General features: G+C 59.9%; 7 protein-coding genes and 1 tRNA gene. 1 reads left to right on the top strand and 7 read right to left on the bottom strand.

From position 1 onward, the window contains the following. Window positions 1-116: 116 nt before the first annotated feature. The 4 genes from AC5ZFO_RS03485 to AC5ZFO_RS03470 all read right to left on the bottom strand — a co-directional run bounded on the left by AC5ZFO_RS03485 (window position 117) and on the right by AC5ZFO_RS03470 (window position 5,458). Window positions 117-1,205 carry an FUSC family protein gene (locus AC5ZFO_RS03485; RefSeq protein ID WP_080586654.1) on the bottom strand — a complete coding sequence of 363 codons (1,089 nt, stop codon included), beginning with the start codon at window positions 1,203-1,205 and terminating at the stop codon, window positions 117-119. Further along, on the bottom strand, window positions 1,202-2,173 hold the full coding sequence (locus AC5ZFO_RS03480; RefSeq protein ID WP_282519877.1) for an HlyD family secretion protein: 972 nt from the start codon (window positions 2,171-2,173) through the stop codon (window positions 1,202-1,204). The genes AC5ZFO_RS03485 and AC5ZFO_RS03480 overlap by 4 nt, the downstream gene beginning before the upstream one ends. A 105-nt stretch (window positions 2,174-2,278) precedes the next feature. Continuing rightward, the gene (locus tag AC5ZFO_RS03475) at window positions 2,279-3,877 is read right to left on the bottom strand and encodes a GMC family oxidoreductase (RefSeq protein WP_282519878.1); all 1,599 of its coding nucleotides are present in this window, start codon (window positions 3,875-3,877) and stop codon (window positions 2,279-2,281) included. 123 nt (window positions 3,878-4,000) lie between these two features. Next, entirely contained in the window at window positions 4,001-5,458 is a 1,458-nt protein-coding gene (locus tag AC5ZFO_RS03470; RefSeq protein WP_496121386.1) for a coniferyl aldehyde dehydrogenase, read from the bottom strand. A gap of 313 nt (window positions 5,459-5,771) precedes the next feature. Between AC5ZFO_RS03470 and AC5ZFO_RS03465 the strand changes: the two genes are divergently transcribed. Continuing rightward, window positions 5,772-5,848 (top strand) — tRNA-Met (locus AC5ZFO_RS03465). A 163-nt stretch (window positions 5,849-6,011) separates the two neighbouring features. On the opposite strand, the gene AC5ZFO_RS03460 is transcribed toward AC5ZFO_RS03465, so the two are convergent. Genes AC5ZFO_RS03460 through AC5ZFO_RS03450 form a run of 3 tightly spaced genes read right to left on the bottom strand, consistent with a single transcriptional unit; the run spans window position 6,012 to window position 19,509 of the window. Continuing rightward, window positions 6,012-8,222, bottom strand: coding sequence for a UvrD-helicase domain-containing protein (locus tag AC5ZFO_RS03460; protein ID WP_496121384.1), 2,211 nt, complete (start codon window positions 8,220-8,222; stop codon window positions 6,012-6,014). After that, window positions 8,219-14,620 (bottom strand): DEAD/DEAH box helicase, encoded by a 6,402-nt coding sequence (locus tag AC5ZFO_RS03455; protein ID WP_496121382.1) that lies wholly within the window; start codon window positions 14,618-14,620, stop codon window positions 8,219-8,221. Before AC5ZFO_RS03455 ends, AC5ZFO_RS03460 begins: the two co-directional genes overlap by 4 nt. Beyond that, window positions 14,617-19,509 carry an N-6 DNA methylase gene (locus AC5ZFO_RS03450; protein ID WP_496121380.1) on the bottom strand — a complete coding sequence of 1,631 codons (4,893 nt, stop codon included), beginning with the start codon at window positions 19,507-19,509 and terminating at the stop codon, window positions 14,617-14,619. Before AC5ZFO_RS03450 ends, AC5ZFO_RS03455 begins: the two co-directional genes overlap by 4 nt. Window positions 19,510-19,512 lie beyond the last annotated feature (3 nt).

The following is a 19,512-nucleotide window of genomic DNA, read 5'->3' as shown; positions in this document are numbered from 1 at the left end:
GCGTAAAGCCGGGTGAGGGGGGTCTCCGCGAGTCCAACTCTCACCGCTTTTGCCGAGATAGCCCCTCACCCCAACCCTCTTCCCGTAAGAACGGGGAGAGGGAGAAGAGCTACGCATTATCTTGTTTCAGCGCTCCTAGCCGAGGGCGTCAGCAGGATAGCCACGATCTCGACGATCAGCAGCCCGCCGGTGATACCGGCAAGGCGCTCGATGCCGGGAATGATGCTGGACGGCGGCCCTGATCCCTGCACCATCGTCATGATGAAGACGACCGCGCCCTGTGTGCCGACATAGCCGATATCGCGCGCGCTTGCCTGGACATGCGCACCGACCCAGACCCCGATGGCAAGCGCGGCAAGCCAGGGCAGGAAGTTTTCGAACGAGGCGATCAGCACCGCGAGGCCGGCGAGGCCGCCGATCAGGCAGCCGAGGATGCGATGCGTGCCACGGGCCGCGATCTTCTCGCGATTCGCAGCATCGTCGTCGGATATTGCCGGCACGGCCATCACGGCCGCGACCGTGATCGCGGCCTGCGAGAAGCTCGGCAATTGCAGCCAGCTCCATGCCAGCGGCACCAGCATCACACCAAGGCCCGCGCGCATTGCGTGCTGGGTCGAGGCCCATTGCGCGCCGAGAAGGTCGGACCAGCCCGGCGCCCGCGGACGTGGCGGCGCATGATCCTCGCGCGGCGACAGCAGGTGCGAGACCAGAATTGCGGCGAGAGTGCCGATCGTCACCTCGGCAGTACGGTTGCAGGCGACTGACAGCGCCGAGGTCGGATCGTCGAGCGTTGCGAGCAGCACCATGTCGGCCGTGACGGCGCCGAGCAGCCAGGCATAGCCGTGGCGACTGACTTGCAGGCCGAGCACGCCGATGCTGCTGGCGATGAACAGTGCGAGGCTCAGTGCAACCTGGTCCTCGATCAGCCACGGGCTCAAGAGCAGGCCTGCAGCGGCACCGATCGCGGTGCCGACGATGCGCAGGGCGCCGCGACGCAAGGAAGAGGGCGCCGTCACCTGCGTCGAGACGAAGGCACTGATCGCCGCCCACCATGGTGCGTCCACCCGCAGCACAAGCGCCACGATCACGGCCAGCGTGACGGCCAGTGCAACGCGGCTGCAATGATGGCCGCGTGGGCCGGCCAGATCGATCTCCAGCAACTCCCGCCGCAATGCAGAGATCGCTCTCGTCGCGGCCCCGCTCATGGCAGCACGACCACCCTGGCGTCGGCACCCATATAGAGTCTCAGGTCTGGTGGCGGATCGACCAGCGTCAGCGTCACCGGAAAGCGGCGCTTGAGGCGGATCCAGTCAGTGGTCGGCGCCACGTAGTTGAGCAGGCGATTGGGCACGGGTTCGCGGCTGATGCCACGAGCAATGCCGGTCACCTTGGCACGGTGTAGATGCCAGGGATTTGAGTCCAGCGACACCCAGGCCGTGCTGCCGACGGCAAAGCCGCGGATGTAGCTTTCCTTGAAGTTGGCGACGATGCGCCAGGCGCGGGCATCGACGATGCCGATCAGCGGCACATCGGCCTGTGCAGTGTCGCCCACGCGCAGGCTGAGCGACGTCACCGTGCCGCTGGTTGGTGCGACCAGCTTGGTGCGGGCGAGCTGCCATTCTGCGAGTGCCAGCGCCGAATTGGCGCGGGTTTCGGTCGCCTGATGCATGGATAGCGTGGCCTCCGTCGCGGCGACCGACTCCTGTGCGGCGTCGCGTGCCGCATTCGCGCGCCGCAGCGTATCGCTCGCCTGGTCGAGCGCGACGCGGGAGACATCCTGGGCCGAGGCGAGCGTCGTCAGGCGCTTTTCGTTTTCGCTCGCAAAATCCGCGGCCGAGCTCGCCGCCGCCAACGCGTCCCGTGCCGACGCGATCCGGTGCTGGTCGGAGGCGATCTGCGCGCGGGCCTCGGCAAGATCGGCACGCCGCTGATCCAGGGCCAACTGGAAAGGTACGGGATCGATGCTCGCAAGCAGGTTGCCCTCGGCCACATCCTGATTGTCGGCGACATGTACGGCAATGATGCGCCCAGTCACCTGAGGCGCGAGCGCGACCAGATCGGACTGAACATAGGCGTCGTCGGTGAAGGCGACGAACGACGATATCACCTCATAGGCAACGAAAAGCGCTAGCGCGATCGCTGCCGCAAGTCCGACTCGTCGTCCACGCGTCATGTCAGGCAAAACTCCGAGGCAGCGGCGCGCATCAACTTCTCCGAGCTAGATGAGCAGTCTATCCCGGCCGGTTGCAGCTCGAAAAGTCCCGTTCGTGCCGCACCGCTAGTTTGTCCGCATCTCCGCCCTGATCATATCCGCCGCCTTCTCCCCGATCATGATGGTCGGCGCATTGGTGTTGCCGCCGATCAGCGTCGGCATGATCGAGGCGTCGACGACGCGCAAGCCCTCGATGCCGTGCACCTTCAGCTTCGGATCGACCACGGCCATCGCATCGGTGCCCATCTTGCAGGTGCCGACGGGATGATAGACGGTGTCGACGCGATTGCGCAGGATGGCGCGAATGTCCTCGTCGGTCCTCACGTCGGACGTGAACATGTCCTTCTTCTGCAACGCGCGCAGCGCAGGCGTCTCCATCAGCCGTCGCGTGGTCTTGAAGCCCGCGACCATCGCCTCGAGATCCTCCGCCTCGCCCAGAAAGTTCGGATCGATCATGGGTGCAGCGAGCGGATCGGCGCTCTTCAGCCAAACGCTGCCGCGGCTCTTCGGTCTGAGCAGGCAGACATGGCATGAGAAGCCCGCCTCCTTGTGCTTCTTGCGGCCGTGGTCGTCGAGCATCGCGATGACGAAGTGCAGCTGAATGTCCGGCACATCGAGGTCGGGGCTGGTTTTCAGAAAGCCGCCACACTCGGCGAAATTGGTGGTCATGAGGCCGCGTCGCTCCCTGCGGTACCGCTGGATGGCGCGGAGCAGGGATGGCAGCCGTCCCAGTGACGAGTGAACGAAGTGGGGATAGTCGGAGGCGTAGACGAACACGAAATCCGGATGGTCCTGCAGATTGCGCCCGACGCCCGGCAAATGATGCGTGACGCCGAGGCCGTGCGTACGAAGCGCCTCGCCATCGCCGATGCCCGACAGCATCAATAGCTGCGGTGACTGGAATGCGCCGCCGGCGAGGATCACCTCGCGGCGGGCACGCAGCTGCTTCGTCTGCTTGCCCTGCACATATTCGATGCCGACCGCGCGCCCGCCCTCAAACAGGATTTTCGTGGCCTGCGACCCCGTCTCGACGCGCAGATTCGCGCGCTTGTCCATGTGGGGCTGCAGATAGGCGCGCGCCGCGCTCCAGCGCTCGCCATGGTGCTGCGTCACCTGGTAGCTGCCGAGACCTTCTTGGTCCTCACCATTGAAGTCCTCGCGGATGCGGAACTGCGCCTCGCGCGCGGCCTGGTGGAAGACGTCATGGATCGGATTCTCCGAGCGCAGTCTGTTGACGTGCAGCGGACCGCCCTTGCCGTGATACTCGCCGTCGAAATCGGAATTGTTCTCCGAGCGCTTGAAATAGGGCAGCACGTCCGTATACGACCAGCCGGCATTGCCGAGCGCGGCCCAGTGGTCGTAGTCGGCGCGATGACCGCGGATATAGACCATCGCATTGATCGCCGAGGATCCGCCGAGGCCCTTGCCGCGCGGTTGATAGCCGATGCGGCCGTTCAATCCCTTCTGCGGCACGGTATCGAAGGCCCAATTGGCCGCGCTGTACGGCAGGGCAAGCCCGAATGGCGTGGTGATCCGCCAATTGTCGTTCCGTCCGCCGGCATCGAGCAGCGCCACGGATGTCGCCGCATCCTCCGACAGCCGCCCCGCCACCGCGCAGCCGCCGGAGCCCGCGCCCACGACGACGAAATCGAATGTATCAGTCACCGATGTTTCCCCCTCTGCATTTTCTTTGTTGCCGTCATTGCGAGCGAAGCGAAGCAATCCAGGCTGTCACCGCAGAGGGATTCTGGATTGCTTCGCTGCGCTCGCAATGATGGGTGTTGAAACTTACGACATGAACCGCATCAACTTCTCCAGCCGCGCGATCTTGCCGCCATAGGGCGGATAGAGGTCGGCGAGGCGGTTGAACTTGGAGCGATAAAACACCGGCTTCAGTTTGCTGAACGTGCGAAAGCCCCATTCGCCGTGATAGGCGCCGGTGCCGGATGCGCCGACGCCGCCCATCGGCTGGTTGGCTTGCGCGAAGTGGAACAGGCAGTCGTTGACGGTGACGCCGCCGGAGATCGTGCGCGACAGCACCTCGTCGCGGGCGGCGCGATCCTTGCCGAACCAGTACAGCGCGAGCGGCCGGTCGCGGGCGTTGACGAAAGCGATCGCCTCCGCCGGATCGCGATAGCCCAGCACTGGCAGAACGGGGCCGAAAATCTCCTCCTGCATCGCCGCCATCGCCTCGGTCGCGCCGACGATCAGTGTCGGCGGGAATTTGCGGTGTGCTTTCCAGTTCGGATCGTCCGCTTTCGCCGGTTGCAGGATTTTTGCGCCGCGCTGCGCAGCATCTGCCACGAGTCCTTCAAGCCGCGCATAATGCCGGTCGGAGATGACGGAGGTGTAGTCCTTGTTGGCTGGATCGGTGCCGAACATGCGCCGCATCTGCGCGCGCACTTTTTCGGCGAAGGCCTGCAACGAGCGCTCGGGCACCAGCACGTAGTCCGGTGCGATGCAGGTCTGCCCGGCATTGAGCAACTTTCCGTAGGCGATGCGCTCGGACGCCTCCTCGAGATCGGCGGAGGCGTCGATGATAACAGGCGACTTGCCGCCGAGCTCGAGCGTAACGGGCGTGAGATTGCGCCCGGCGGCCTCCGCGACCAGCCGGCCGACCCGGGTCGAGCCGGTGAAGACGAGATGGTCGAAGGGGAGGTGTGCGAAGGCTTTTGCCACTTCGTCCTCGATGCCGGTGACGAGCACCTCGTTGGCATCGAACCGCGCGGCCACCGTCTCCTTCAGCAGCACTGAAAAGTGCGGCGACAGCTCGCTCGGCTTGATCATGACACGGTTGCCGGCGGCGATCGCGCCGATCGCGGGCGCAAGCGTGAGCTGGAGCGGATAATTCCAGGGCGCGATGATGCCGACGACGCCGAGCGGCTGCGGGATCAGCCGGTTGCGCGCGGGCAGGAATTGCAGCGTGGTGGCCACGCGCTGCGGCGCCATCCAGCTCTTCAGGTGCTTGGTCGCATGCCGGATCTCGGAGAACACCAGCATCGTCTCGGCGATGGTGGTCTCGACGGCCGAGCGGTGGCCGAAATCGGCCGAGATCGCCTGCCGGAAACGCTCCTCATTGTCCGCGACCACGGCACGCAGCCGCGCCAGCCGGTCGAGCCGCTCAGCCAGGTCAGGTGCAGGCTCGGCGCGCGCCCGCGCAACCATCGCCTCGAAGGCATCTTTCAGCGCCGGGAGTGGCGCGCTCGCCGAGGGACGGTCTATGGGTCGGTCCAAGGTGTGGTCCATGGGCGGTCTCCCCTGAAAATGGCGTTTGCCCCTGGTTTTATTGCCCGCAAGCTGGGCCTTTGTGGAACTTCTGGCAAGAGCGCACCAAACGGGTCGGAAATCGGCCCAACTCACTGTCATAAAGTCGAAAAAAACGTCCCGTCGGCCCTTTCCAAAGGCGGCCCGGGTTGGTACATACGCCTCGCACCCGAGGGGCTTTGCCCCGGGGTTGCCTTCCAAGGAAGCCTTTGGGACGCGAGAGCAAGCCACGCGAATAGCGCCGGCCCTCATTCATCGTCCCCGGCATTTTGGCCAAGGCAAAGCAACGGTTTAACGCGGGGTGGAGCAGCCCGGTAGCTCGTCAGGCTCATAACCTGAAGGTCATAGGTTCAAATCCTATCCCCGCAACCAACTAAGATGCTGATTTATCAGCATTACTAACTGGCCACCCTGCGGGGTGGCCTTTTTCTTGTCTCAAGAATCGCCACCGAGTCGCCACGGGCCTCATGTCGCCGGTAGAGGGGAGTCTGCAGCACGATCGAAGTGCGGCGTTGCAGTTTCCGCCTATGATCGCTTAGCTCCCTTTCTCCGGCATCGAACTCGTACCCGCAAGAAAGACGGATGGTTCGCCGCTCCATGACACCCGAAGAACTTTCTTAGCCCGCGTAGCCGCCACATGGAGGAGCGACTTTTGCTGTTGCAGGATATTGCGGCGATCAACCTCGTCTACCGCTGACTTTAAGGCAGCTGGCGGTGGGAAAGTTGACTTGGCAAGGAATGGAATGGCAACCGCTTGAAATTCCAGTCCTTTGGCTCGATGCATGGTAGTCAGTCTTACCCCCGGCAAATTCCGTTCGTCGGCCATGTTCGGCTGAAGCCTGACAGTCTCGATTCCGACATCCTTCAGTTTGATGGCCAACCGATCCAACTGAAGCCGGGTGCTGGCCAGAACGCCCACGTCATCGTGCTTCGTTCCCTGCGCCTTGAGTGCAGAGAGCCAGCCGGCTAGACCCGCCAGCTCTTCGTCCTCACCAGCGTAGCTGGCAAGTTCTGGAGTGGGTCCTCTGAACACACTGGTATAGCCGCTGAGGCTGTCCATCCCCTCGTCTAGATCGTCGACAGGAACACCTTCGAGAATAGAGACGGCCCATTTCCGGATTTCGTCGCTTGTCCGGTAATTAAGACGCAACTGCCTTGACCTACCCCGAACATTGATTCCGCAAGCCGCCATGCTGGCGCGTCGGGTGTAAATTCTCTGATGCGCGTCTCCAACAATGAAGATCGAGTTCTGATCTCCGTCCGGTTTCTCGGGAACGATTGCGCGGATGAGACGGAAGGCCTGTTCCCCCATGTCCTGCGCTTCATCCACGATGACAGAAGTGTAGGACAAGCTCGGCGCTTCAGACTGAAGAATCTCGACCGCTTCCCGGTAAGCATCGTCCGGCTCCGCCAATCCAGCGTCCACCATGCGGGCGCGATAGTCGGAGAAGATCGTCCACAGTGCAGATCGGCTCCGCCGGTCCAAGGCGGTTCCCCGGCCTGTCCTTGGCACCTTGAAATAGGCGCGATCGGTCATAACGCCCTTGGCCTGGATTACCTGTTCCCATTCTGCACGCACGAATTCCTCGGAGAGACCGTCAGGCACTCCATGTTTGTCGAACACCTCGCGCCAGATCGTGTCGAGCCTCTCACGCTCCTCACCGAAATAGGCGACGTCGCGTCCGAACTTTTTTCGTTTGAGGAACCCGCTCACCCAACGGTCCAGATTGATAACTTCGATTCTCGGATTTGATCGAGCGAGGTGCTCGGGGCATAGCGTCTTCAGATTGGCCTCAATGTCATACGCTAGGCTGGTGGTAAAGGTTGTGAACAGGATGCGATCATCCGCTCGTGCAGGATCCGCCGCTATCTGATCGGCCAGATGCTTTGCGCGATGCATAGCGACAACAGTTTTGCCTGTTCCGGCGCCGCCGCGAACCAACGCTGGGCCCTTGTAGTCCCGATAGGCCACCCGGCGCTGGTCCCGGTGCAAGAACACCCGCCAGCCCTCCAAGTCGCCCTCGAAGAACCGGCGTAGTTCGTCCTCATTTTCAGGAATAAAGATCCGCTGTCGGCTTTCGTCCGACGCGACGATCGCCGAGAAGGTGGCTTCGGCCTTGGCTGGGACCTCTTTGTTTTCGGGGCGCGTGGCTCCGATGATCGCCCGGATTTCCTCGTCGGAGTAACCGGCCGCTAGGGCAATCAAGATGTCGAAAGTAGTCGTGTCGAATGCATCTTCTTCCGCATCGAGGTCGGCCTGATCACGCAACTTCCGGACCTTGGGAAGCTCATCCGCAATTACCCCCAAGGAAAGCAAGCGGTCGTCGGAGATGTCGGCGAACAATGCCGGCATTTCGGAGCTGCGCATTCCATTCTTGGTGGATGCCGGTGCCGTCTCAGTATCGATTTCCTCGACAATGCGAATCCGGTTGGTAGCTGTATCCACACGTACCCTGCGTCCCTCTGCCCAACGATATGCCTTGTCATGTTCGTTGACATGAAGAAACATGATGTCCTGACCGGTAACGAAGGCAATCGCACGATAGCCTTGGTCAATCCGGATCGATTTAACGCCTCGATCCCGGGCACCTTCAACGGTTTCAAAATTGAGGCCATTTCCGGAAGGATCACTCATGTAACGCATCATCATATCGAGAAACTTCGCCGATACCCTGTCTGGAAGCTTCTTGAGCGAACGCATGCATCCGAGGTCGTAAGAGACCCGGTGGCCAACTTGAACATTCATGCAACAAGCTCCTCAATTTTCCGCAGGATCAGTGCCGCGATCTGTGTGACGGATTGTCCTTTGTCCGGATTGAATGAAACGAGGTCCCATTCCGAAGCGTCGAATGCGTCTTCACAAACCGCGAGTCGGATATTGGACCACCCGATCTCTATCATCCCGACGACCTCTCCATCCTGAATGAGGTCTGCGCCTACCATGTCCGGCACTAAAGCATCGGCAGCCTGAAGGGCTTCGATGACGGGCTGAAACCCTTCATCAACCAGCGAGAGTATCTCGAGCCAGGCTCCGTCTTTTGGACCTTTGCCGACTGTGGTTAGATCAGGCGCCGTCAGTGTGTCGAGCCCCTCGAACTCAATATGGAAGCCTGGGATTCCCTGCAGGAAATTGACAAGCCGCCACAGACCGCGCCATGCATCCGAATATCCTGGCGTCGCGAGCGGATCCCCGGCCACGTCGGGGAGGGTACCCCGGAGCAGGATGCGGCAGTCGTCGAACTTGTCCCTCCAGTGCTGAGGCGATTCCTTCTTAACAGCCAAATAGACGTCGAGATTGCGATCAACGACGTGGCCGAATAGTTCAGCCTCCTCGAGGAAACTGCGTCCGTCGTCGGTCAATGCCGAAATCCGGGGCAGTTCATCGATCCTGCGCCCAGGCCCAACAATTGATCTCGCGAGCACGGAAGCCGGTGCGACGAGATCTGAGGTTGGCAACGACAAATGACGAAACAGACCCTCCAGCGACGTTCCACTCTGCAGTAGGGTAATATCGGATTGCAAATCCGACATCGCTGGAATGGCTAACAACCGGGCCATGACGCCGGCATGGGCAGGGCCAAGCCGCCCCTCTGCGAGAGGGTTGGGACCATGTACTGACGCGTTGGTTTCGAGGTCGTGCCAGCCCAGCGTCCACGCGCGAACGTAACCGGACCTAATCAGAAGGAGCCGTGTCTCAAGGTCTTCCGCAACTGTATCGGCGTGATACTTCAGACCATCCATTTCAACCACGATCGGCTTTGCTTTCAAGCCGCCAACAGGGGTGAAGAGGAAGTCGACACGCTTCCTTGGAACATCTCTGAAGCGTTTATCGATCTGGATCTGGGTTTCGATGTTCCAGAAATGGGTGCGCTGGCCCTCGGTGATCCTGAGCAGAAACCCCTTTCGTCCGCCCTCAAGGATTTGCGGAGTAATGCAACCCTGCCCGAACCGTGCAATAAGCGTCTCCAGGAAGCGATATTCGAGTTTACTCTCGACCAGAAAATCCCGAATCCGCGTGTCTATTCCTGCGTCCGTCCGGGCCAAATGACCCCAGTTCGCCAGGATATTTTCCATCATTTGGAGGGCAGTGTCGCGATCCGGCTCGCCGGGACCGAACTGGGTACGGTAGGATTTCACACAGCGGAAACAGCCACTCTTGCCTTCATCCACGCACGCGCAAGTCCGCAGCGCGTGCGCTGAGCGTTCGACGACGGCACGCATGGAGTCAGGATGCTCGGCCAATTGGCGAAGATATCCGGACCCGCCGGGAACGGCGTCATAAAGAAACAGGCTGCGAACCGCAGCAAGACCGTCGAGCTGCGCTTCGACGACAGTGCTTCGGATGTGATCAACCTTTCCCGCGAAGTGCTTTCGCATGCCTAGATTGATGGCGGCAACGAAGCTCTTGATGTCGTCGTCGTCTGCTTCTCCAACCACCGGGACGACAATACGGATTGATTCAGTTTCGAATTTCCGCATCAGGAAAACTTCCGTCTCCCACGTGTCTCGTGTCAGCTTGTCGTCGTCTCCCGGTTTAACCACACAGCGAGGCTTGTGCTGGCCTCGGTCTTCCTCGTTACGCGGAGGTCCCTGAACAACGCCGCAGTACTTGCAGATTCTAAAAGGTCGCGATTTTCGTCCCTCACCGGCGATCTTCGGACCGATCGGGCTCGACGTCCGAGGACCAAAATTGAAGTCGCGGAAGGCGCAATGGGCGATGAACTCAAAGCCGAATGGGGCTGAGCCAGCCTCGCCTTCCGCGTACCAGGAACTCTCGATCTCAGCCGGCCCATAGAACGGCACCATAGTTCGGTCATAACGTTTTTGCTGGCGATCGTCCGTGTCCCGGATTGCGGCTTGTTGCTCGCTGGTGACGGCGATCACGGTTTTTAGCTCGACCGTGTCATGCGAAGAACCGCTATCACTCCACATGTCGTCGCCGCAACGCGGACAGTTCGTCACAGTCTCCGCCGTCGCTTGGGGTTCAATATGCGAGCAATTCTGACAGAAGCGCCATGTCGACAGATCCCGCTTATGCAGATCAATCCGGTCGATGACGACCTCTCGCCCGTTGGCATAGAAGATCTGACCTAGCGCAAACTCTGACAGGGCAGAGCTTGCCGGTCGCATGTACTCGCGGGTTACGAGGTTATCCCCGTTCTCTTCGCGCCGTCCACTCTCGGGCTGACGCGAGAGTATGGACTTCAGTTTGACGCCCTCTTCGGGGAAGGCGTAGTTCGGCAGCACTCCCTTGTCCGTCAAAAATCTGAGAATCGGCACGTCGTCGATCCCCTGCCGGATAGCGTGGTTGATCTCGCCCTTGTCCCGCTTGATCTCCGAAAGACGCGATTCAAGCTTCTCCTGGGTCATCTCGTGCTCGCGACGTTTCACACGTTTGGCTTCGGCATCGAGTTCGTTGCGATGTGAGATTAGCTCTGCTCGTTCGCTGGCCGTCTCGTCGAAGATCGATCGGATATGCCAGATCAGGGAGCGATCATCACGACTCGTGAGATAGGCGGTGATGCGATCGACAATCTCGGGTCGCGCGACGATATCAGTTGGAAGGAGGCCAAGGAAATCCTTTGCAATCCTTGCTCCGTTCTCATTCAGATACCGGAACCAGTCGAGAGGAAAGCCGTCACCCCGACTTTCTTCCAGCTGGCGAAGCGCATTGCGCACCTTGCCGTAATCTCCGGTGTCGTTGCTACTAGTTACCAAACAGTCAAGCGAGAAGGCCGCAACTTGGCGCAGCAGGACGGAGAGAGCGCCGATGTAGACCCCGGGTGTACGGACCTTGCCGGAGAGCATGCCTTCCGGTTCTTCCCAGAACTGGAGATCGTGGGCGCGCGCGGTGGCTATGGTGAGGTTGAGTGAGTTACCGTCGCGACGACCGGACCTGCCAATGCGCTGTATATAATTCGCCTCCTCGGGTGGAACTGAGCAGAGAAGCAGCGTTGACAGATCGCCGATGTCGATACCCATTTCGAGGGTCGGGGTCGCTGAAATGAGATTAGGCGCCCAGGGTGTCTCCTTGGAGATGAATCCGCTCTCGATTTCCCGGCGCTCGTCTGCTTCCAGGATTCCGGTGTGTTCGTACCCGACCACGCGATGGTTACGATCGGTCCCAAGCAGCGCGGTCGTTGAACTAGTAATCTCGACATCCGCCTCGACAAGCGTTCCGTGGCAGCCGATCCGTGTGCAGGGCGAACCGAGCGCTATAGGATTATCCAAAAGCGCGATTTCCCGGCGGCGGCAGCTGTTGCATCGCAAACGCACTACACGATCGGTAACCGTGATCACACCCGGTTCAATAACGTAGCCGTGCTCAAATGAAGGGGCTGCGCGTTCGATCCGACGAATCACGCTTTCGGCCTCAAGCCAGCGCATCGTCGTCTCAAAGATAGTGGCGTACTGCGAGACAAGCGAAAGTGAAATCGGAAGAAAAAATTTATCGGCCCAGTCTCGGTACCAATTGGTCGAGTGGTCTTGCAGCAGCGGCTGGTATCCGTCGCAAGATCTAAGGAGAGTCACCGGAATAGGCGCGGATCCGTAGCGGTGGTTTGGAACAGGCAAGGTCGATGTTTTGCCAAGCCTCATCGCTAGTGCCGCAGCAAAATAGTTCGGTCCACCAATTCTCGGTGGCGGAGCGAGCATTCCCTTTTCAACGTACTCATGACCGACGGCGCCGCGCCGCCGCATTTGCTGGAGAAGTCCGCTCAAAAAGCGTGCCGCGGTTTCCTCCTTCATCTGGAAGGGACCGGAGAGAGCGTTGGCCAGTTGGCGCGGAAGCTTTTCGGAAACGTTGACGATGAGATCCGGTGAAACCTCGGCAACCGCAACGCCTGCGGCTTCAAGGGTTTGGGACGTGTGCGAACGGTAGGTCAACTCGGAGAAATATTCCCACCCAAGGCGTAGCTTCACGTGCTCAATGAAGCGATCGTCGTCAGGTAGCCGATCGCTGCGTATTAGCTGTTGATAGGGTTCGCGCCAGGTTTGTTCGCGGGCAATGAAGTTGGCAATGAATGCCTCATCGCCAAGTTGCTGACGATGAGCTTCGGGAACACGCGTGATGACTTCCTCGAGCGTGAGTCCTCGCGTTTCGCTCTCGACCACCGCCTTGTAGAGGGATTTCCGGACAACGGCGCCCGTATTGCGTATCTCCGCCACCGCGGCGCGTTGTGCGGCGTCTTGCACCGAGTCCGAAAACATCAAAAGCCGTGGCTTGGCTTTGGGGTCTTCCTCGTTTTGTTCAGAGGCGTAGAAAGTATTGGCGAGGGCGGCGGTCAAGCGGGCGGCACGCAAGCCAAAGAGGAGAAGTCCATGGCCATGCCCGCAGGCCGGGCAGGTACGATCAAATGCTCCCTTCTCATCCGTGGGGTCATAGAGCCAAACCGGGCTACGGGAGCCTGGTTCTAAATCGTTGCCATGATCGCCGGGCGTAAATTCCAAATTATCGGCGTCGAGAAAGCCAGTGATCACATTGCCTCGACCCGAGGTACCTGCTTTTCGACTGATGCTCTCGTGGTAGACTAGCCGCAAGCGATCGACTGATCTGTCGAAAAAGTCTTCATAGAGATCTTGGAGGGGAGCCCACAGGCTTAGGCCTCTAGCGGGCTGGCGACCCAGATGCGCCGTTGTTCCGCAGCGTGCGCAGTTCACGATTGGCAGCACGCGCTTCAAGTCATGCTGATCCATGTCGTGGGCATGTATCAGGTCAACTGGCGAACGCTTTTGACCTGCCTCCCAACGCGGCAGGCTTGAAACCATGCGCGACATCTCGCGCACCCAGGTCTGGACCCGAACACCAAAAAGAGGTTGTGGCGACGCTTCGGACCCAGATCGCGCCCAGGCAATCAGCGACACGATCAACTCCGCGAGACGCATGCGCGCTTCGGGCGGTGACATCGCGATCGCTTTGACTTTTCCGAGCTGCTCCGCTATCGCGCTGAGATCCACGGGGCCAGCGCTTTCAGCGATGATGCGCAGAACCCTTTGCGCGGCGACGTGTTCGCGTAAGAGTCGTCCGAGAAGAAGGCGCCAGGTCACGGAAGTGGCGCCTTCCTCCTGGAGGGTGGATAGCTCACTGTCGCTCGCTGACGGGAAAAGACACATTGCGAGGTGCTTCGCCGTGTCGGCCTGCGTCATGTTCATGGCGCGTTCAAGAGCCGCGTCAACGGCGGCCTCGCCAGGCCAGTCGAAGTATTCCGGGGTCGGGAATACCTCGTCAGGCGTCTGCCGCGTCTCGCGGATCACCGCGTGTTGGTCGAAAGGTTCGCCAAATATCGTTTCGGCATAGGTTTGTAGTTCGGTAGCGGCCTCGTCACCGGAGCCCAGAGTGGCCGATGACCCCACGCAGGTCAGATGTCTCTCCGGCGTCCCAAGTCGATACTTCAGGCGGCGAATGAGAAGAGCGAGATCTGCTCCCTGCGCGCCATCGAAGGTGTGCATTTCGTCCACCACCAAGAAGCGCAATGTCTCGGGCGCATTGCTTTCCCACAGGCGCTGGTCCCTGCCTCGCAGCAGAAGGTAGTCGAGCATCTTGTAATTGGTCAGCAGGATGTCGGGCGGATTCGACCACATAGCCGCGCGCCTGGTGATTACTTCCTGCTCCGTCATGGCGTCGGTCGGCGATTTTGGTTCGGCATCCGCATAGATGCCAGCCCGCACGCCGTGCAGCGAAGGTATTCCGTGGATCGCGCGGGCGATGCGGCGGGCCTGGTCGGTTGCCAGGGCGTTCATCGGATAGATCAAAATCGCCTTGATCCCGGGCTTGCCCTTGCTAGTACGGCAGTGCTCGAGAATTGGCCAAAGATAGGATTCGGTTTTGCCCGAGCCGGTGCCGGTTGCCACAAGCGTTGAGCGCGGCTTTTCTCCGCCGAGCCGCTCGAAAGCAGTCAACTGATGCTGGTAGGGCGCGAAGCGCAGTGGGACTTGGGGGAAGAATTGCTCGAACGGCTCACCTGGCTTGGCCGCCTGCTTGAACGGCATGGCGACGGAAATCCACGGACCCTTAATGTAGTTGGACGGCGAGGCGAGAAAGCGCTCCACCGTACCGTCAAATGCGAGGCTTGTGGTGTTGAGCGTCGAACGAACGAGATCCTTCAGTCCGCGCTCGACCTGCCGCCCTAGGATGATGGGATTCATGCTGCGGCTTCGCGCTGTTGGTGTTTCTCGAAATAGGTCCAAGCGCGCCTGTAGTCCTCCACGCGATCGCAAGTGTCGAATGGTCCATCAAAAATGCGGGTAATCCGGCTAGGACCGGCCGGCATGAAATCAACGACCGCCTCACATTCAAGATGAGTTTTTCCCGATAGCAGGATTTCCTCCCACCTGTTGCGCCCGGGGCTTCTGCCATCTTCGAGATAGCCGACGGCCGTCAGGCCCTTTGAAGCAGTCCATACAATTCGGCCATTGCTGTCATACCAAGTGGCGGCCTCGTACTGCTGCAGCACGGGGAAATTGATGCGGTAAATATCGGTGAGTTGATCAAGCGTTAGGCCGAGGGCCTGGGCGACCAGTACGTCGATCTCGACCAGCGCCATCCGTCGTGCGAAATCGGTGCGCAAACCGACAGAGCGGTCCCATCTGGCAGTACCTTCAACTGGCCCTTCAAGGGCAAGGCGAGCGTCGGAGGAGTGCCACGGAAGCGGGCGCAACGCATGTGCGTGGTCGTTCCACAGACCGGCATAGGCTTCCGTAAGGCAGGCAAGACGCAGTCCGCGGTGTTGGGCTGTCGGGCCGGCGTCTACGAACGGCAGTGACCCGATTTCTCTCTCATGAAGATTTTGCTTTCCGGAAGCCTTGATCAGGAAATCGAATACCACACACAGGACGGCGGTTGAAAATGTAAGCATGTCATGAGAGCTATTGAATGCAACACTCTGAACGCCATCGATGTGCGCGGTGCCGGGCGGAACAATCGACGCAATTAGACTGCGCTCACTATTGAGAGCCACCATCTTTCGAAAAGCCACTCGATAGAAATCCACGTGGCTTTTCGTCGGATCCCATTGGCAGCCTGGAAGTTTATGCTTGTAGTCTTTCAGCTCCACAGCCGGCGCATAGTTCGTGCGGGGAAGGTAATTCACCGGTGCAGCCGTGAGGTCGACTACATCATAGTCCTTGTTAGATCTGCACCCGCGTCGGGGTGATTTGTAAAGGGGGCTGCCCACGTGAAACATGGGACCTGAGATTACCATTTCCGCGGGACTACCGCGGAAGGCGGTTTCGCGGCGGATGACACCTTCCCTTTGAGCCCCCGATTCATGCCAGATGCCACTCATCTGCCAGCCGGCTACGCCTTCGATTGCGATCCCATCTCCGGTATCCCTACTGACCCGCACGTCAGCCACGGCGGCCGAGAACGATGGCACCGCGGCCATAGCGCGGAAGACGTCCAGCATTTTCGCTGAGTACGGTTGTAGGAAGCGAGCTTCCTCGACCGGCGTCGCTTGGTCCTCGGTCAGGGCATAAATCGCTGCAAGTGCCGTGCGGTCCACAAGCACGATGCGATCGCGATGACCTCGAGTATCCCATTCCCCATCCGGTGTTTTCATCGCGGGCAACTGGCCCGTCCCATCGTGACGATAAGAGTCTTCGATTTGCGTAGCCAGAAAGGCGCCCCCGAGATTCTCGAATGAAATTTCGGAGGGCCTTCCTCGATAAATGTTGAGGGAGAACGTGCGATTGTTATCAACTTCGGGAAAGTTCTTCGACTTAATCTGATTGCGCATGTGGAATCGTTTACGGATCCGCGCATACCACTCCCGTCGAAATGCTCCCGCCTTGGGATCCGTTAGATGTCCATCTTGATGTATTAAGGCCACATTGCCCGCCGGGGCTACAAGCCGGAAGCTCAGGTCGATGAAGCAACGATATAGGTTGTTCTGTCCGCCGCCAGCGAAGGGGTTCATTACCGCTGACCCCGTAGTCGTCATCCTTCCTTTTGCAGATGCGTATGCCGACAAGAATGCTTTGCGGTCAGCTTCTTTAGCCAGCGCCTTCGCGCGTGCCTGCCGCGCCTCCAGTGCTGAGAGCTTGCGTACAATGAAACCGGGATCGATATCCCCAATTGCGTCGGCCTCACTCCACGAGGGCTTTGCCCAAGGTGGGTTTCCCACAATTATATCGAAACCTTCGCGCGCTTTCAGCACATCGGCAAAGATTAAATCATAATGCGCAAACCGCTCTCGCGCAGCAACTTCGACCGCGACGCCAAGCCAATCCACTTCCTGAACTAGCGAGTCCACATCCGTTTCGCGGAATAGGTTCTGCTGCTTTTTTGTTGCCGCCTCGAAAAGATCCTTCGCCGGCGCCTCCGGCTCAAGCGTGCCGAAGAAATCGGGCGCCGGATCCGCAAATTCCTCTACACTTGGGGCCGCCAAAGACCCGTCTGGCATAAAGCCCCCCTCGAGGATCATGGCCATTCCGTGCAGGAATTCCGTTCGGCTCGGCAGCAGGTTTGCCTTGTCCAGTGGCCAGAGCCAAAGCGCACACCACGCGTCCATCGCTGTCTTCAGGCGCTTGTAGGGTAGCGTGTTTGCCGCGCGGTCGGCGCCAACGAGCCTGCGGGCTCGCCGTTCCTTCTCATGAAAGTCGAGTCCGCGAGCGCCCGGCATTTCCATGTCGGGCCAGAGCGTGATTGCGTCGTTCGTTGCCGCGCGTATTTTTGCGAGATCTTCGGCGACGATATCAAATAACTCTTCGGCAATGCGGCTAAGTTTCTGGAGCAGCTTGATCTCGTGCTGTTCGAGTTTGTCGAAGAACCCGCCTTTGCGCCAAGCCTTGATCGTCCTCTGTGCATCGCCGGCAAACTCGGTGATCGACTTATCGGCGTCAAACTTGGCCATATCCTTGGCGGGCAGCAGGAATTGCCAAATGTGTCCTTCAGGTAGCTTGTCGTTCCAGCCGATTTCCTGAGGTTTTCGACTGTACCAAAGGTCCTCCCTCGACTTGGCCATCATCAGACTCGGTGCGTAGGAAGCCCGTCGCGCACCGATCAATGAGTTGCCTGCGTGGAGCTGATCGCGAAACCATGGCGAGAATTCGCTGGCATGCAGGCTATTGAGCCACAACGAGATGGCGCCCAGCTCAACGGCCACCGGATTTTGGTCGACGCCGAAGCAGTTGCGGTCGGAAATCAAAGCTCGGACTTTTTGCTTCTCGACGACGATCTGTTCCTGAGGAATGGTGCGCCCGACTTCCTTTTGCTTGCGTTCGAGATACATGTCGGCAAGCTGGTTGGTCGTCTCCACAAGGAACGCCGCTGAGCCCATCGCTGGCTCGAGGATCTTCAAGTCGAGAATTTCGTCTGCGGTCAGGTCCTTGCACCGTTCCATCAGCGCATGTTTGACTAGGAGCCGCGCCAAAGGCTCAGGGGTGTAGTAGGAGGCTGACTTTTCGCGATCGCGCCCGGCCAGGCGATAAATGAAGGTACCCTTCGGATAGACCCGGGCGTCGGGGCCGTTGAAAACGATCTGCTGCGGAGGAAATTCACCAGCGCGGCTGCGCGGCACGAAGTAGCTTGGCGCCAGCAAATCCACCTCGTCTCTCCGCGATACTGTTCCCTCTCCGATGTCCTCGGTTTGGTCGTCAGCCTCGTCGGTATCGTCCTGATCTTCGGTGGAGGTGTCCTGATCTTCGTCTTCAGCGGTGGACGCCATGCCCCGGCCGGTCGGCGGACGCAGTTCGATCATATCCTGCTTAGCGACGACGCCGGTGAATGAGATCAGCGTTTCGTACACGGCGCCCAATTGGCCTATCCCGAGCTTGGCGTAGGAGATCCGGGCCGTGCCGCTGCGGGACTGTTTCAGCGATAGAAGGCGGATGACTTTCTGGATTGCTTCATTGCGGAGATTGACCGCGTTCAGGATCGGCGTGCTCTGGGAGTCGAGGAGCGAGACCTTGACCGCTGGTAGTCGCATTGCGGTGCAACCAGAATAGAGCAGGCCCAGCGTGCACTGCAGGCTTTCCCAGAAGTAGGTCCCATTCTTCTCAACCGGTGTGCGCAGGCGGATAGTCTCCAGCTCGCGCAAAGCCTCGATGCTGTAACCACTTGCGTAGACCGGATCCCTGATATCAAGGACATTCAGCCGAGGATTCGCCTCGGCGTAGAATAGGAACAGCAGCCGGTACATGTATCGCAGGCATTCGAGCGACAGCTCTGGCCCTTCGATCCAAACACCCTTCCGTGGACCTGTCGGGTATTTTCCGTCGGTGACGTCGAGCACTTCCTGGCCAAGAATCTCGATCGCGTCGCGAACAGTTCGCTTCAGCGATGTGGTGACTGCGTTGGCGTTGCGCTGGGCTTCTTCCTCAATGCGATCGGCGATCGGCACGCCGTGGTGCGGCACCCGTGCCTCGCGTGAGATCAGGCAGGCCATTGCCGCCAGCGTATCTTGATCTTGGCGAGAAAAAATCTCCTGCAGGTCGAAACGAAGGACCGAGCGCGCCGGCCATTTATGCCGATCAACCAGGACGATTTGCGACAAACCAAACACCAGGACATGCCGCGGGCAATTCCGCAGATCGAAGATCCCATCCGCCAGGAGTTCTTCGATGGCGCGTTCGGTTTCGGCGAACTCTCGCTCCTCCTCTGAAAACTGATCTGCACTAAAATTTTGGGCAAGCGGATCGATGGTCTCGTCGTTGGCGCCCTCCATCGGCGCCTCCAGAAGCCATGCCATGTCCCGCCCTTCAACGTCCGCTACCCGCGCGAGGACAGGAACGAGGGTTTCCCCATCAAGCGCGGTATGCAGACTAACGCGTTGATAGTCGTAGCCTAGAGCGGTGATCAGCATATGTGTCGCTTCACGGCGAATTTCCGTGCGCCGAGCGCTGTCGGGGGCATTGCGGATCTGCCGGAGTGCGGTGAGGTATGGGTCGCAGCAGCGCAACAGGCGATCTACGGGATTGACGACATCGCCCGAGCGGGACCAACGCGACGTGATCTCGCGAAGTTCATCCTGAAACGAGTCTGAGAGAGTGCCGGCCGGGAAGAATTCGGCCTCGTTTTCGATGCCAATCAGATCCATCAC

It is taken from the genome of Bradyrhizobium sp. Unk1 (assembly GCF_059512345.1).
Note: the sequence above shows the minus strand (reverse complement) of the source record. Positions and strands in the feature narration are given on the sequence as shown.